This window comes from Streptomyces sp. NPDC045778, assembly GCF_056431945.1.
This window is the reverse complement of the sequence record NZ_JBWKJZ010000001.1, coordinates 56,253-71,636: the sequence shown is the minus strand read 5'-3', so window position 1 is coordinate 71,636 and position 15,384 is coordinate 56,253. Positions and strand designations below refer to the sequence as shown.

At 72.1% G+C, this 15,384-nt stretch carries 10 protein-coding genes; 8 read left to right on the top strand and 2 right to left on the bottom strand.

All coding sequences use genetic code 11. From position 1 onward, the window contains the following. Nucleotides 1–121: 121 nt before the first annotated feature. On the bottom strand, nucleotides 122–910 hold the full coding sequence (locus AC07GB_RS00325; protein ID WP_478840986.1) for a bifunctional DNA primase/polymerase: 789 nt from the start codon (nucleotides 908–910) through the stop codon (nucleotides 122–124). 509 nt (nucleotides 911–1,419) lie between these two features. On the opposite strand from AC07GB_RS00325, the gene nsdA reads away from it, so the two are divergent. The 6 genes from nsdA to ftsH all read left to right on the top strand — a co-directional run bounded on the left by nsdA (nucleotide 1,420) and on the right by ftsH (nucleotide 11,376). Then, on the top strand, nucleotides 1,420–2,904 hold the full coding sequence (nsdA, locus tag AC07GB_RS00320) for a transcriptional repressor NsdA (RefSeq protein WP_478840985.1): 1,485 nt from the start codon (nucleotides 1,420–1,422) through the stop codon (nucleotides 2,902–2,904). 435 nt (nucleotides 2,905–3,339) lie between these two features. After that, complete coding sequence (locus AC07GB_RS00315) at nucleotides 3,340–4,713, top strand: ammonium transporter (RefSeq protein WP_478840984.1); 1,374 nt, start codon at nucleotides 3,340–3,342, stop codon at nucleotides 4,711–4,713. Further along, the gene (locus AC07GB_RS00310) at nucleotides 4,710–5,048 is read left to right on the top strand and encodes a P-II family nitrogen regulator (protein WP_478840983.1); all 339 of its coding nucleotides are present in this window, start codon (nucleotides 4,710–4,712) and stop codon (nucleotides 5,046–5,048) included. Before AC07GB_RS00315 ends, AC07GB_RS00310 begins: the two co-directional genes overlap by 4 nt. Before the next feature lie 70 nt (nucleotides 5,049–5,118). Next, nucleotides 5,119–7,569, top strand: coding sequence for a [protein-PII] uridylyltransferase (locus AC07GB_RS00305; RefSeq protein ID WP_478840982.1), 2,451 nt, complete (start codon nucleotides 5,119–5,121; stop codon nucleotides 7,567–7,569). A gap of 187 nt (nucleotides 7,570–7,756) precedes the next feature. Further along, nucleotides 7,757–9,316 (top strand): signal recognition particle protein, encoded by a 1,560-nt coding sequence (gene ffh, locus AC07GB_RS00300; protein WP_478840981.1) that lies wholly within the window; start codon nucleotides 7,757–7,759, stop codon nucleotides 9,314–9,316. 128 nt (nucleotides 9,317–9,444) lie between these two features. Then, nucleotides 9,445–11,376, top strand: a complete 1,932-nt coding sequence (gene ftsH / locus AC07GB_RS00295) for an ATP-dependent zinc metalloprotease FtsH (RefSeq protein WP_478840980.1) — start codon at nucleotides 9,445–9,447, stop codon at nucleotides 11,374–11,376. A gap of 379 nt (nucleotides 11,377–11,755) precedes the next feature. Here ftsH and AC07GB_RS00290 read toward each other — a convergent pair whose 3' ends face one another. Next, nucleotides 11,756–12,610, bottom strand: coding sequence for a class I SAM-dependent methyltransferase (locus AC07GB_RS00290; protein ID WP_478840979.1), 855 nt, complete (start codon nucleotides 12,608–12,610; stop codon nucleotides 11,756–11,758). A gap of 214 nt (nucleotides 12,611–12,824) precedes the next feature. Here AC07GB_RS00290 and proS point away from each other — a divergent pair, with 214 nt between their 5' ends. Together proS and AC07GB_RS00280 are read left to right on the top strand one after the other, a co-directional pair. Further along, nucleotides 12,825–14,240 carry a proline--tRNA ligase gene (gene proS / locus AC07GB_RS00285; protein ID WP_478840978.1) on the top strand — a complete coding sequence of 472 codons (1,416 nt, stop codon included), beginning with the start codon at nucleotides 12,825–12,827 and terminating at the stop codon, nucleotides 14,238–14,240. Nucleotides 14,241–14,520: 280 nt separating this feature from the next. Further along, a complete protein-coding gene (locus AC07GB_RS00280) occupies nucleotides 14,521–15,117 on the top strand; it encodes a hypothetical protein (RefSeq protein ID WP_478840977.1) in 597 nt (198 codons plus the stop codon). Nucleotides 15,118–15,384: the final 267 nt, after the last annotated feature.

The window sequence follows — 15,384 nt, the reverse complement described above, 5'->3', positions numbered from 1 at the left end:
CGCGCGACAGGAGCGCACGACAGAGAAGGGCCCCGCTTCCCGGGGTGCAGCCGGGGAGCGGGGCCCTTCCGTATGGGCCGTCCCGCGCGCGGGGAGTGCGCCCCCGCGCGCGTGCGGGGCGCTACGCCGGCGAGCGGTGTGCCACGTACGCCAGCGTGCCGAGGACCAGGCGGGCGTGCGGGGGGCTCGTCGCCGAGTCCGGGTCGGGGGCGCGCAGCCAGCGCACCGGGCCGAGGCCGCCGCGGTCGGACGGCGGCGCGGTGATGTGGCTGCCGGGCCCCAGGCCGTGCAGGTCCAGGGCCGCGTCGTCCCAGCCCATGCGGTAGAGCAGCTGGGGCAGTTCGGTGGCTGCGCCGGGCGCGACGAAGAAGTGCGTGCGGCCTTCGGGCGTGGCCGCCACCGGGCCGAGCGGGAGGCCCATCCGCTCCAGGCGCACCAGGGCCCGGCGCCCGGCGGTCTCCGCGACCTCGATGACGTCGAACGCGCGGCCGACCGGCAGCATCACGGCCGCCCCCGGGAACTGCCCCCAGGCGTCGGTCACTTCGTCGAGCGTGGCCCCCGCCGGGACCTCCGGCGCGAAGTCGAGCGGGTGCGCGCCCGGGGCCGGGCAGTCGGCGGCGCCGCAGGAGCAGTGGCCGTCCTGGGCGCGTGCGCCGGGCACCACGGCCCAGCCCCACAGGCCCGTGTACTCGGCCACCGCGGTGCAGTCGGACGCCGCCCCGCGGCCCCGCCGCCGCGACGCGGCGCGCGGCTCCTTGGCCTCCTTCGCGCGGCCGGGCTCCCGGTCGCCCGTGCCGCGGGCCGTCCCACCCGTGTCCTTCGCCCCCCGGAGTTCCGCATCCTTGGTCCCTTCACCGGAACCGGAACGGGGCTCTTTGGTCCCCCGGATGCCGCCGATCGTGAAGCCCATGCCCCCTCCAACGGGTCGAGTGCGTCGTGGTTACGTGACGGATTCGGATCGTGACTCTCTGTCCTAAGCTGCCTGCGGAGTCGTCGTACGTCGCTGTTCGGACGTCTCAAGCCGACTTTCGCTGACTTTCGCCGACTTCCGCCGTCAAGTGCTCACGGCGCTCGGGGGATTCGGGGGTGGTGTGCCCGATGACCTGCGCCCCCGCGTGCTCCGTTCCGCCGACTCTCGGTTGTTCTGTGTCAAGTGAATCGCGTGCGGCGGGCCGGGAGTTCATTCGAAGGGGTGGCGAATGGTGGCGTTTCCGGGATCGCCCTCGCCGGAGGGGTGATCGTAGGATTACTTTCAGTGCATGGAGTCGGGAGCAGTGCGCGCTCGCGGGTATGCCGGAGGCAAGTCGGCCTCCCGTTCGATGGGTGACATTCTCCGGACGGGCCGCCGTGGCACGCGGCATTCTGTTAGGGCTTGACCGAGGACGGCGTACAAGTGTCTTGAGGGATGGGGGCGTTCCAGTGGGCGGCAGTAGCGGTGGCGGTGCGAACGCCGAGAAGCGCCCGAACGAGATGCTCAGCTCCTGGTTCGTGCGCAGCGGCTGGTCGAAGGGCGAGCTGGCGCGCCAGGTGAACCGCAGAGCACGGCAGTTGGGCGCTCACCACATCTCCACGGACACCTCCCGCGTCCGGCGCTGGCTCGACGGGGAGAATCCCCGCGAGCCCATCCCGCGCATCCTTTCCGAGCTGTTCTCGGAGCGCTTCGGCTGCGTCGTCGCCGTCGAGGACCTCGGCCTGCGCGCCGCCCACCAGTCGCCCTCCGTCTCCGGCGTCGACCTGCCCTGGACCGGACCGCAGACGGTCGCGCTCATCAGCGAGTTCAGCCGCAGCGACCTGATGCTCGCCCGGCGCGGCTTCCTCGGCACCTCGCTCGCCCTGTCCGCGGGCCCCGCCCTGATCGAGCCCATGCAGCGCTGGCTGGTGCCCGGCCCCTCCACCGCCCAGGTGGTGGCCGAGCCCGAGCCCCAGCAGTTCTCCGGCCGGCGCCCCGGCCGCCTGTCCAAACCGGAGATGGACCTCCTGGAGTCCACCACGGTGATGTTCCGCCAGTGGGACGCCCAGTGCGGCGGCGGCCTGCGCCGCAAGGCCGTCGTCGGCCAGCTGCACGAGGTGACCGACCTGCTCCAGGAGCCCCAGCCCGAGTCCACCGCCAAGCGCCTGTTCAAGGTCGCCGGTGAACTGGCCGAGCTGGCGGGCTGGATGAGCTACGACGTGGGGCTCCAGCCCACCGCCCAGAAGTACTTCGTCCTCGCGCTGCACGCCGCCAAGGAAGCGGGCGAGAAGCCGCTCGGCTCGTACGTCCTGTCCAGCATGAGCCGCCAGATGATCCACCTCGGCCGCCCCGACGACGCCCTGGAGCTGATCCACCTCGCCCAGTACGGCAGCCGCGACTGCGCGAGCCCGCGCACCCAGGCGATGCTGTATGCGATGGAGGCCCGCGCCTACGCGGGAATGGGCCAGCCGGGCCGCTGTAAACGGGCGGTGCGCATGGCCGAGGACACCTTCGCCGACGCGGACGACTGGGACGAGCCCGAGCCGGACTGGATCCGCTTCTTCTCCGAGGCCGAGCTGAACGGCGAGAACGCCCACTCCTTCCGCGACCTCGCCTACGTGGCGGGCCGCAGCCCGACCTACGCCTCCCTCTCCGAGCCCGTCATGGAGCGCGCCGTCGAGCTGTTCGGCAAGGACCCCGAACACCAGCGGTCGTACGCGCTGAACCTCATCGGCATGGCCACCGTCCACCTGCTCCGACAAGAGCCCGAGCAGAGCATGGTCCTCGCCAGGGACACCCTGGACATCGCCAAGAAGGTCCGCTCCGAGCGGGTCAACACCCGGCTGCGCAAGACCGTCGCCAACGCCGTGCGGGACTTCGGCGACGTACCGGAAGTCGTCCACTTCACCGAGCAGCTCGCCCAGGAGATGCCGGAAACCGTGGAGGCCGTCTGACGGGCCGGGACTCCGCCGACCCCCGCCGTTCCCGTTGCCCTCCAGGGCTCCGGGCCCGGCACCCCAGGACTCCGGCCGCGGCCGCCCATCCCGAAACAGTCCGACTCGGCTCCCTCACGCCAGGTCATCCGGATGGCGCCGCGGCCGGGCTGCTTCCGCGCCTGAACCGGCGCCGCTCCCGCGGGCCGGGGCGCTCACCGTGGGGGTCGCTCCCCTGATGGCCGGGGTCCGGGGAGGGTACGTTCCGTCCCCCGGTCCTGGCGTGCAGTTCATTCACGCGTAACACGCCCGACCTCTTCGTCACTGCCGCGAAACATCGAGCGGCACTGGCCGAAACCGCGCTGCGCCAACCTCGTGCCGCATAACCGGCCCACCGTCCTCGCACCACAGAGGCCGCAGCCCGCACGGGCCGTACCCGACGACGAGGAGACTGCGATGCCCCCAGGCATCACGCTTGCCGCAGACGCCCCGGAGCTGTCTGCCGCCAACACCGGGTTCATGCTCATCTGCTCCGCCCTGGTGATGCTCATGACGCCGGGTCTCGCCTTCTTCTACGGAGGCATGGTCCGCGTCAAGAGCACCCTGAACATGCTGATGATGAGCTTCATCAGCCTGGGGATCGTCACCGTCCTGTGGGTGCTCTACGGCTTCTCCCTCGCCTTCGGCACCGACCACGGCAGCCTCATCGCCTGGGACTCCGACTACGCCGGCCTCAGCGGCATCGGCCTCACCCAGCTCTGGGACGGCTACACCGTCCCCGTCTACGTCTTCGCGGTCTTCCAGCTCATGTTCGCGATCATCACGCCCGCCCTGATCAGCGGCGCCCTCGCGGACCGCGTGAAGTTCACCGCCTGGGCCCTGTTCGTCACCCTGTGGGCCACGATCGTGTACTTCCCCGTCGCCCACTGGGTGTGGGGCACCGGCGGCTGGGCCTTCGAACTCGGCGTGATCGACTTCGCGGGCGGCACCGCCGTCCACATCAACGCGGGCGCCGCCGCGCTCGGCGTCATCCTCGTCATCGGCAAGCGCGTCGGCTTCAAGAAGGACCCCATGCGGCCGCACAGCCTGCCGCTCGTCATGCTCGGCGCGGGGCTGCTGTGGTTCGGCTGGTTCGGCTTCAACGCCGGGTCCTGGCTCGGCAACGACGACGGCGTCGGCGCCCTGATGTTCCTCAACACCCAGGTCGCCACCGCCGCCGCCATGCTCGCCTGGCTCGTCTACGAGAAGCTGCGGCACGGCGCCTTCACCACGCTCGGCGCCGCGTCCGGCGCCGTCGCGGGCCTCGTCGCCATCACCCCCTCCGGCGGCTCCTGCTCCCCGCTCGGCGCCCTCGCCATCGGAGCCGTGGCCGGACTGCTGTGCGCCCTGGCCGTCGGCCTGAAGTTCAAGTTCGGCTACGACGACTCCCTCGACGTCATCGGCGTCCACCTCGTCGGCGGCATCACGGGCTCCCTGCTCGTCGGCCTCTTCGCCACCGGCGGCGGCCAGTCCGACGCGAAGGGCCTCTTCTACGGCGGTAACCTCGACCAGCTCGGCAAGCAGGCCGCGGGCGTCGGCGCCGTCCTCGCCTACTCCTTCCTCGCCTCCGCCGTACTCGCCCTCCTCGTCGACAAGACGATCGGCATGCGCGTCAGCGAGGACGAGGAGGTCGGCGGCATCGACCAGGTCCAGCACGCCGAGACGGCGTACGACTTCAGCGGCGCGGGCGGCGGCACGGCACCGCGCACCACGGCCGCCGCACCGGCCCCGGTACCGCAGTCCGCCGCGCCCCCCGCGACGGAGCCGAAGAACAAGAAGGTGGACGCATGAAGCTCATCACCGCGGTCGTCAAGCCGCACCGGCTCGACGAGATCAAGGAGGCCCTCCAGGCCTTCGGCGTCCAGGGCCTGACCGTCACCGAGGCCAGCGGCTACGGACGCCAGCGCGGCCACACCGAGGTCTACCGCGGCGCGGAGTACACCGTCGACCTCGTACCCAAGATCCGCATCGAGGTCCTCGTCGAGGACGACGACGCCGAGCAGCTCGTCGACGTCGTCGTGAAGGCCGCCCGCACCGGCAAGATCGGCGACGGCAAGGTGTGGACGCTGCCCGTCGAGAGCGCCGTCCGCGTCCGGACCGGCGAACGCGGGCCCGACGCGCTGTAGCCCCGGGGCGCCGCGCCCCGGACACCGTGCCGTAACCGCCCTGGACACCGTGGAGAACAGGAGCCGCCGGGTGACGAGTGTGGACGTACGAACCGAGACCGAAGACTCCGGACCCAGCGGCTACGCGGCGGCCCGGCTGCGCCTCCTGCACCAGGAGGCGCGGTCCGGGCCGCCGCGCCGTTCGGCCCTCGCCGGGCTTACCGACGACTGGCTGGGCGGCCTGTTCGCCGCGGGCACGGCCGACCTCGGGGCGCCGCGCGGGGCCGCCCTGATCGCCGTCGGCGGCTACGGCCGCGGCGAGCTGTCCCCGCGCAGCGACCTCGACCTGCTGCTCCTGCACGACGGCAGCGCCGGGCCCGGCGCCCTCGCGGCCCTCGCCGACCGCATCTGGTACCCCGTGTGGGACCTCGGCCTCTCCCTCGACCACTCCGTACGCACCCCCGCCGAGGCCCGCAGGACCGCCGCCGACGACCTCAAGGTCCAGCTCGGCCTCCTCGACGCCCGGCACGTCGCGGGAGACCGCGGCCTCACCACGGCCCTGCGCTCCACCGTCCTCGCCGACTGGCGCAACCAGGCGCCCAAGAGACTCCCCGAGCTGCGCGAACTGTGCGCCGAACGAGCCGAACGGCAGGGCGAGCTGAGCCACCTCCTCGAACCCGACCTGAAGGAGGCGCGCGGCGGCCTCAGGGACATCACAGCGCTGCGCGCCGTCGCCGCCTCCTGGCTCGCCGACGCGCCCCGCGAAGGCCTCGCCGAAGCACACCGCACCCTGCTCGACGTACGCGACGCGCTCCACCTGGCCACCGGCCGCGCCACCGACCGGCTCGCCCTCCAGGAACAGGACCAGGTCGCCGCCGAACTGGGCCTCCTGGACGCCGACGCCCTGCTGCGCCAGGTCTACGAGGCGGCCCGCACCATCGCCTACGCCGGCGACGTCACCTGGCGCGAGGTCTCCCGCGTCCTGCGGGCCCGCGGCGCCCGGCCACGCCTTCGCGGCCTGCTCGGCGGCACCAGGGCCACCCCGGCCGAGCGCTCCCCGCTCGCCGAGGGCGTCGTCGAGCAGGACGGCGAGGTCGTCCTGGCCCGGGCCGCGCGCCCCGAGCGGGACCCCGTCCTGCCGCTGCGCGCCGCCGCCGCGGCGGCCCAGGCAGGCCTGCCGCTGTCCCTGCACGCCGTGCGGCGCCTGGCCGCCATGGCCGGGCCGCTGCCGACACCGTGGCCCGCGGAGGCCCGCGAGCTGCTCGTCACCCTGCTCGGCGCGGGCCGCCCCACCGTCCAGGTGTGGGAGGCCCTGGAGGCGGAAGGCCTGATCACCCGGCTCCTGCCGGACTGGGAGCGGGTGCGGTGCAGGCCGCAGCGCAACGCCGTGCACACCTGGACCGTGGACCGCCACCTCGTCGAGACGGCCGTACGGGCCTCCGCCCTCACCCGCCGCGTCGGACGGCCCGACCTGCTGCTCGTGGCCGGGCTCCTGCACGACATCGGCAAGGGCTGGCCCGGGGACCACTGCGTGGCCGGGGAGATCATCGCCCGCGACGTGGCGACCCGGATCGGCTTCGACAGCGCCGACGCCGCCGTGCTCGCCTGCCTCGTCCGCCACCATCTGCTGCTCGTCGAGACCGCGACCCGGCGCGACCTCGACGACCCCGCCACGGTGAAGACGGTGGCCGAGGCCGTCGGCACCCAGGGCACCCTGGAGCTGCTGCACGCGCTCACCGAGGCCGACGCCCTGGCCACCGGGCCCGCCGCCTGGTCGTGCTGGCGCGGCGCCCTGGTCACGGACCTCGTACGCCGCGTCGGCGAGGTCCTCGCGGGCAACGAGCCGCTCCAGCGCGCCGAGCCGCCCGCGTCGGCCGAGCAGGAGCGGCTCGCCCTGGAGGCCTTTCGCACCGGCGGGCCCGTCCTGGCGCTGCGCACCCGCGCGGAGCCGGCCCCGGACGAGCCCGCCGAAGGCCTCGGCGTGGAGCTGCGCATCGCCGTGCCGGAGCGGCCCGGGATCCTCGCGGCCGCCGCCGGGGTGCTCGCCACCCACCGCCTGACCGTCCGCACGGCCGAACTGCGCGTGCTCGACCTGCCGTCGGAGGTCGGGGGTTCGGTGCTGCTGCTCGACTGGCGGGTGGCCGCCGAGTACGGCTCCCTGCCGCAGGCCGCCCGGCTCCGCGCCGATCTCGTACGGGCCCTCGACGGCTCCCTGGACATCGCGGGGCGCCTCGCGGAACGGGACGCGGCCTACCCGCGTCGGCGCGGGGTGCTCGCCCCGCCGCCGCGCGTCACCGTCGCGTCGGCGGGCTCACGGCGTGCCACGGTCATCGAGGTCCGGGCCCAGGACGCTCCTGGGATGCTGCATCGGATCGGGCTCGCCCTCGAAGCGGCCGGGGTGCGGGTGCGCAGCGCGCACGTGTCGACGCTGGGGGCGAACGCGGTGGACGCGTTCTACGTCACCGGGGCCGACGGGGGGCCGTTGGCGGGGGAGCGGGCGGTCGAGGTGGCGCGGGAGGTGGAGGGGGCGTTGCGGGGCTGAGGTGGCGTGAGGGGTGCTGCGGGGCTGAGGTGGCGCCAGGGTCGTCGCGCGGCTGAGGTGGCCTCCGCGCCGCCTTCGGTTCCGCCCTCGCCCATCGGCGGACGGCAGGCAGGGACACGTGGCTTGCCGGGCCCGATACCCTGGGGTGCAACGCTTACCATCGCCGACCCTGAGGACCGACTCCGCCGTGTTCGATACTCTCTCCGATCGCCTCGCAGCCACCTTCAAGACCCTTCGGGGCAAGGGCAGGCTGTCCGAGGCGGACATCGACGTCACGGCGCGCGAGATCCGTATCGCCCTGCTGGAAGCCGACGTGGCGCTGCCTGTCGTCCGTGCCTTCATCAAGCAGGTCAAGGAGCGCGCGGTCGGGGCCGAGGTCTCGCAGGCCCTGAATCCCGCCCAACAGGTCATCAAGATCGTCAACGAGGAACTGGTCGCGATCCTCGGCGGCGAGACCCGCCGCCTGCGCTTCGCCAAGCAGGGGCCCACGGTCATCATGCTCGCCGGTCTCCAGGGCGCCGGTAAGACCACGCTCGCCGGAAAGCTCGGCCACTGGCTGAAGTCCCAGGGCCACTCGCCGCTGCTCGTGGCCTGTGACCTCCAGCGTCCGAACGCGGTGAACCAGCTGAGCGTCGTCGCCGAGCGCGCGGGCGTCGCCGTGTACGCCCCGCAGCCGGGCAACGGCGTGGGCGACCCGGTGCAGGTCGCCAAGGACTCCATCGAGTACGCCAAGACCAAGGTGCACGACGTCGTCATCGTCGACACCGCGGGACGCCTCGGCATCGACCAGGAGCTGATGCAGCAGGCCGCGGACATCCGCGACGCGGTCAGCCCGGACGAGGTCCTGTTCGTCGTCGACGCCATGATCGGTCAGGACGCGGTCAACACGGCCGAAGCCTTCCGCGACGGCGTCGGCTTCGACGGCGTGGTGCTCTCCAAGCTCGACGGCGACGCCCGCGGTGGTGCGGCCCTGTCGATCGCGCACGTCACCGGCCGCCAGATCATGTTCGCGTCGAACGGCGAGAAGCTGGACGATTTCGACGCGTTCCACCCCGACCGCATGGCGTCCCGCATCCTCGGCATGGGCGACATGCTCACGCTGATCGAGAAGGCCGAGCAGACCTTCTCGCAGCAAGAGGCCGAGAAGATGGCCTCGAAGCTGGCCTCCAAGAAGGGCCAGGACTTCACGCTCGACGACTTCCTGGCACAGATGGAGCAGGTCAGGAAGATGGGGTCGATCTCCAAGCTGCTCGGCATGCTGCCCGGCATGGGCCAGATCAAGGACCAGATCAACAACCTGGACGAGCGGGACGTCGACCGCACCGCCGCGATCATCAAGTCGATGACGCCGGGCGAGCGCCAGGATCCGACGGTCATCAACGGCTCGCGCCGCGCCCGTATCGCCAAGGGCTCCGGCGTCGAGGTCAGCGCCGTGAAGAACCTGGTCGAGCGGTTCTTCGAGGCCCGCAAGATGATGTCCCGCATGGCCCAGGGCGGTGGCATGCCGGGGATGCCCGGGATGCCGGGCATGGGCGGCGGCCCCGGTCGGCAGAAGAAGAAGCAGAAGCAGGCCAAGGGCAAGCAGCGCTCGGGCAACCCGATGAAGCGCAAGCAGCAGGAGGCGGAGGAGGCCGCGCGGCGCGCCGCCGCCGAGGAGGCCGGCGCGGGCGGCGCGTTCGGCCTGCCGGCCGGGCAGGGCGGCAAGGACTTCGAGCTGCCGGACGAGTTCAAGAAGTTCATGGGCTGAGCCCGGGCGGCCCGCCGCACGGCGTGGCTCACTTCGTACGACATCTGGGGCGCTTCCTCGTGTGAGGGGGCGCCCCAGACGTCGTACGGGCGGGTGCCGGTGGTTGTTTTGTGACGTAACGTCCGCTTATGAGCAACCCCGTGCCGCCGCGCCAGAAGCCCGAGCAGCCCTGGCGCTCCGAGGGCGCTCCGGAGCCGCCGCCCGCGCCGCCGCCCAAGCGGAAGATGCCCGGCGGCTGGGGCGGGCTCATCCTCACGGCCCTGATCGTGTACCTGATCGCCAACCTCGTCCTCTCCTTCTTCAACGACGGCGACGAGCCGACCATCTCGTACACCGAATTCAGCAAGCAGGTCGACGACGGCAACGTGTCGAAGATCTACTCCAAGGGCGACGCGATCCAGGGGCAGCTCAAGAAGGAGCAGAAGGACCCGGACGGCGACGAGAAGTACACGAAGTTCACGACCCAGCGGCCCGCCTTCGCGGACGACAAGCTCTGGGAGGACCTGACCAAGCACAAGGTCACGGTCACGGCCGAGCCCGTGGTGCAGGAGCGCAGCTTCCTGTCCAACCTGCTGATCTCGCTGGCGCCGATGCTGCTCCTGGTCGCCCTGTGGATCTTCATCGCGCGGCGGATGGCGTCCGGCATGGGCGGTGCGGGCGGCATGCTCGGCCGCAAGCAGCCGCCGAAGCCGGTGGAGCTGGAGCCGGGCAAGAAGCGCACCACGTTCGAGGACGTCGCGGGCATCGACGAGGTCGAGGGCGAGCTGAACGACGTCGTCGACTTCCTGCGCAACCCCGACGAGTACCGGAAGATGGGCGCCCGGATGCCCGGTGGCGTGCTGCTCGCCGGGCCGCCCGGCACGGGCAAGACGCTGCTCGCGCGGGCGGTGGCGGGCGAGGCGGGGGTGCCGTTCTTCTCCGCGTCGGCCTCCGAGTTCATCGAGATGATCGTGGGCGTGGGCGCCTCGCGCGTACGGGAGCTGTTCGCGGAGGCCCGCAAGGTCGCGCCCGCGATCATCTTCATCGACGAGATCGACACCATCGGGCGGGCGCGCGGCGGCGGCAGCGGCATGGGCGGCCACGACGAGCGCGAGCAGACCCTCAACCAGATCCTCACCGAGATGGACGGGTTCTCCGGCTCGGAGGGCGTCATCGTCATCGCGGCCACGAACCGCGCCGACATCCTCGACCCGGCCCTGACCCGCCCGGGCCGCTTCGACCGGATCGTGAACGTCTCGCCGCCCGACCGGGGCGGCCGCGAGGCCATCCTCAAGATCCACACGCGGGCGATCCCGATGGCGGCCGGCGTCGACCTGGCCCAAGTGGCGCGCACCACCCCGGGGATGACCGGCGCGGACCTCGCGAACCTCGCCAACGAGGCGGCCCTCATCGCCGTGAAGCGCAAGCAGGTGGCGGTCACCCAGGCCGACCTCTCCGAGGCCCTGGAGAAGGTCCAGTTGGGCGCCGAGCGGCCGCTCGTCATGCCGGACGAGGAGCGGCGCCGCACGGCGTACCACGAGAGCGGGCACGCCCTGCTCGGCATGTTGCAGCCGGGCGCCGACCCCGTCCGCAAGATCACCATCGTGCCGCGCGGGCGTGCTCTCGGCGTCACGCTCTCCACTCCGGACTCCGACAAGTACGCGTACACGGAGGAGTACCTGCGCGGCCGCATCATCGGTGCGCTCGGCGGCATGGCGGCCGAACACGTCGTCTACGGGGTCGTCACCACGGGCGCCGAGAACGACCTGGAGCAGGTCACCAGCATCGCGCGCGGGATGGTCGCCCGCTGGGGCATGAGCGAGCGCGTCGGCCGCCTGTCGGCCCTGCCGAACGACGCCCAACAGGCGTACGGTCTCGCCGCCGCTCCCGAGACCCTCGACACCATCGACGGCGAGATGCGCCGCATCGTGGACGAGTGCTACGAGAGCGCGTGCCGCCAACTCCGTGACCACCGGGCCCAGTTGGACGCCCTGGCCGCCGCCCTGCTGGAGAACGAGACCCTGGAGGAGGCGCACGCCTACCGGGTCGCGGGGATCACCCGGCTCACGAAGGACAGCTGAGACCGCGGGGCGGTCGTCGGCCGGTCATCGACGTACGGGGGCTACGGAGATGGCGGTAAGGGCGGTCGGGTTCTACGGGGTCAGCGGTAAGGGTGATGGTGTTCTACGGGGGAGCGATATGAGCGGTCGTGGTCTACGGGGGTCGCGTTATGGGTGGGCACGTACTACGGATCGTGTTTTAGGGGGGTGGCGGTAGTGGTGGTTGTGTTTTACGGGGGTGGCGATAGTGGCGGTCGTGCTCTACGGGGGTGGCGATAGTGGCGGTCGTGCTCTACGGGGGTGGCCAAAGTGGCGTTCGTGTCCTACGGGGATAGCGATAGCCGTGGTCGTGGTCTACAGGGATAGCGATAGCCGTGGTCGTGGTCTATGGGGATGACGGTCAGCGCGTTCGGGCGATGAGGTAGCGGAACACGTTCGGCATCCATATCGTGCCGTCGCGGCGCTGGTGCGGGTGAAGGGCCTCGGTCAGCTCCTTGTCGACCTGCACCTGATCGGTGGCGCCGACCGCCGCGTCGAACAGGCCCGTGGACAGGAGTCCTCGGACGGCGCTGTCCATGTCCGCGTAGCCGAAGGGGCAGGCCACACGGCCCGAGCCGTCCGGCCTGAGGCCCGCGCGCTGCGCGACGTTCTCCAGGTCGTCCCGGCAGGCCGGGCGCCAGCCGCCGGAGCCCCGCAGGGGATCGGCGAGCTTCGTCGCCACCCGGAGCACCGACGAGGTCGCGCAGCGCTCCGGCGGGCCCCAGCCCACCAGGACCACGGGCGCGCCGCGCTCAGCGAGCGGCGCCGCCGCGTCGAGCAGGGCCGAGAGCCCGTCGGCGTCGCCCGCCGTGCATCCGATCGGCTGGAACGCGGTCACCAGGGTGTACGCGGGCGCGTCCGGCGCGGCGGTGTCCTCGGGGGAGCCCTCCAGGAGGCGTGGTCCGGCGTGCGCGCCGAACGAGCCGTCCGGCGCGAGGCGTTGGCGCGCCAGCGCGAGCCGCTCGGGCGCCGAGGGCTCGACCCCGGTCACCGTGGCGCCGCGCGAGGCCGCGAGGAGCAGCGCGAGGCCGGAGCCGCAGCCCAGGTCGAGCAGGCGCGTGCCGGCGCCCACTTCGAGCCGTCGGTACACCGCCTCCACCAGGGGCACCAGCATCCTCTCCTGGATCTCCGCCCAGTCACGCGCGCGTGCGCACCGGTCCACACGTGGGGGTGCACCCGCGCGCGGGAGGTGTGGGTGCACGAGCGTAGGTGTCATCGAAAGCGCCCCAATCCGCTGAGAGTTGTCCAGCTGATTCCTTACGATGCGTCCGCCCCCAGGACGTGCGTTCGCCCTCCCCCGTATGCCAGGGAACTCCGCTTCCGTCGTGGCGTCCAGAGGTTGTCGGGCAATGCTTGTGTGCCCCCGTCGTGCGCCCCCGCGCAGTGATATTCCCGGACCCTTCAGACGGCTCGGACGTACCATGCGCGCCATGGCAAAGGCACCCGTACTCACGCCCCGCGCGGACGATTTCCCCCGCTGGTACCAGGACCTGATCAGCAAGGCCGAACTCGCCGACAACGGACCGGTGCGCGGCACCATGGTCATCCGTCCGTACGGCTACGGCCTGTGGGAGCGGATGCAGCAGGACATGGACGCGCGCATCAAGCGCACCGGTGCGCAGAACGCGTACTTCCCGCTGTTCATCCCGCAGTCGTACCTCACGCGGGAGGCCGAGCACGTGGAGGGCTTCGCGCCGGAGCTGGCCGTCGTCACGCACGGCGGCGGCAAGGAGCTGGAGGAGCCGGTCGTGGTCCGGCCCACCTCGGAGACCATCGTCAACGAGTACTTCTCCAAGTGGGTGCAGAGCTACCGCGACCTGCCCCTGCTGATCAACCAGTGGGCCAACGTGGTCCGCTGGGAGCTGCGTCCCCGGCTCTTCCTGCGCACCTCGGAGTTCCTCTGGCAGGAGGGGCACACCGCCCACGCCACGTACGAGGAGGCGCGGGACTTCGCCGCCCGGATCCACCGGGACGTCTACGGCGCCTTCATGCGGGACTTCCTGGCGATGGACTTCGTGCTCGGCCGCAAGACCGCCAAGGAGCGCTTCGCCGGGGCGATCAACACCCTCACGCTCGAAGGGATGATGGGCGACGGCAAGGCCCTCCAGCTCGGCACCAGCCACGAACTCGGCCAGAACTTCGCGCGCGCCTTCCAGACCCAGTACCTGTCCAAGGACGGCACGCAGGAGCTGGTCTGGCAGACCTCCTGGGGCTCCACGACCCGGCTGGTCGGCGCCCTGGTGATGATGCACGGCGACGACGACGGCCTGTGCGTGCCGCCGCGCCTCGCGCCCGTGCAGGCCGTCGTGCTCGCCGTGAAGGACGACGAGGCCGTCCTGGCCAAGGTCCGCGAGGTCGGCGAGCGGCTGACGGCGGCGGGCGTGCGCGTCCAGGTCGACGACCGCACGGACACGCCCTTCGGGCGGCGCGCGGTGGACTGGGAGCTGAAGGGCGTGCCGGTGCGCGTGGAGATCGGCCCGCGCGACCTGGCGGGCGGCACCGCGATGCTGGTGCGCCGCATCGCGGGCGGCAAGCAGCCCGTGGCCCTCGACGCCCTGGCCGCGCTGCTGCCCACCGTCCTGGAGGAGGACCAGGAACTGCTCCTGACCCGGGCCCGGGAGCGCCGCGAGTCCCGTACGAGCGAGGTGAGCGGCGTCGACGAGGCCGTGGAAGCGACGGCGGCGGGCGGCTGGGCGCGCCTTCCGTGGGCCGCGCTCGGCCCCGGCGGCGAGGCCCGGCTGGCCGAGCACGGCGTGACCGTACGGTGTCTGGTCGCGGAGGACGGGTCGGTGCCGGACGCCGATGAGACACCCGGTAACGTCGCCCTCGTAGCGCGCGCCTACTGAGACTTGAGGTTCCGGTCGGGCTGACTTCGGGAGGCCTTCGACGGCTTCCCCTGGGCGACGCTATGCGCTCTGCGCAACAGGCGTCCCGGCGCGCGGAGTTGACCCGAGCGCCGGGGCGTACGCGCCGCTACGTACCGGCTTGATGCGAGCTGCGAGGCTTCTCCGCAGATCAGCGCACCCGCCCTCGTCCGGACGCATCAACGGCAACTGACGGGTAAGTGCAAAATATTTGAGATGCCCCGGAATGGAACCCGGAGGCACCTCGGCTCGTTGTCACGACGTGAGCACGACACCACCTGTTCTCGCCGCAGAGCTGGCACAGGCGTGGGCCGATATTCAGCGGCACCACCCCGAGCTGCCGGACCTAGCCGCGCCCGAATCCCTGATCGGAGAATCGTCGTCCGCCTGTGGCGCCGAGCTCTCCTTCGAGCGACTGCTGCATGAAGCAGTCCACGGCATCGCCGCGGCCCGCGGAGTGCGTGACACTTCACGCGCGGGCCGCTATCACAACCGCAGATTCCTCGCGATCGCCGAGGAGCTGGGCCTCGACCATCCCGAGGAGCCGCATCCCAGCAGCGGCTTCTCCTTGGTCACGCTCAACCCCGAGGCCAAGAAGCGCTACCGCCCGACGATGGACCGGCTCCAGCGCGCCCTCAAGGCGCACACGGCCGCGACCACGACGGACACCTCACGCACCTTCCGGGGGCCGGCCGCCCGGCACGGCTCCTCGGGCGGCGGCGTGCGCGTCAAGGCCGTCTGCGACTGCGGGCGCAACGTCCGCGTCGTGCCGTCGGTCCTCGCCCAGGCCCCCATCATGTGCGGCGGCTGCGGCAAGCCCTTCCGCATCCCGGAAGTGGTGGGCGTGGGCGCGGGGTGACCCCCCGCGCGCGCAGGGGGTGGTCTCCTTCCTCCGAGGCGGCCCGTGCTCCACGAAGGGGCGGGCCGCCGTTGCCGTGCGGGGCGGAGGCGGGCCCGGTCACGGGCCGGTGAGGGCGTGGCCGACCGGGAGCACCCGCTTCAGGGTGTGGCACAATGGCTAGCTGTACTCGACAGTCGCACAGGACCCCTCTCTCCTCCGGCTGACGCGTCCATCGGGCCACTCGGGTCCGCAACCCCACGCGGCATCTCGTTGTGCCCACCCACG

What these genes read in the sequence shown, in the direction of transcription:
- proS (WP_478840978.1), top strand. Translation starts at nt 12,825, where the DNA reads ATGGCAAAGGCACCCGTACTCACGCCCCGCGCGGACGATTTCCCCCGC.
- AC07GB_RS00315 (WP_478840984.1), top strand. Translation starts at nt 3,340, where the DNA reads ATGCCCCCAGGCATCACGCTTGCCGCAGACGCCCCGGAGCTGTCTGCC.
- ftsH (WP_478840980.1), top strand. Translation starts at nt 9,445, where the DNA reads ATGAGCAACCCCGTGCCGCCGCGCCAGAAGCCCGAGCAGCCCTGGCGC.
- AC07GB_RS00290 (WP_478840979.1), bottom strand. Translation starts at nt 12,610, where the DNA reads ATGACACCTACGCTCGTGCACCCACACCTCCCGCGCGCGGGTGCACCC.
- AC07GB_RS00325 (WP_478840986.1), bottom strand. Translation starts at nt 910, where the DNA reads ATGGGCTTCACGATCGGCGGCATCCGGGGGACCAAAGAGCCCCGTTCC.
- AC07GB_RS00310 (WP_478840983.1), top strand. Translation starts at nt 4,710, where the DNA reads ATGAAGCTCATCACCGCGGTCGTCAAGCCGCACCGGCTCGACGAGATC.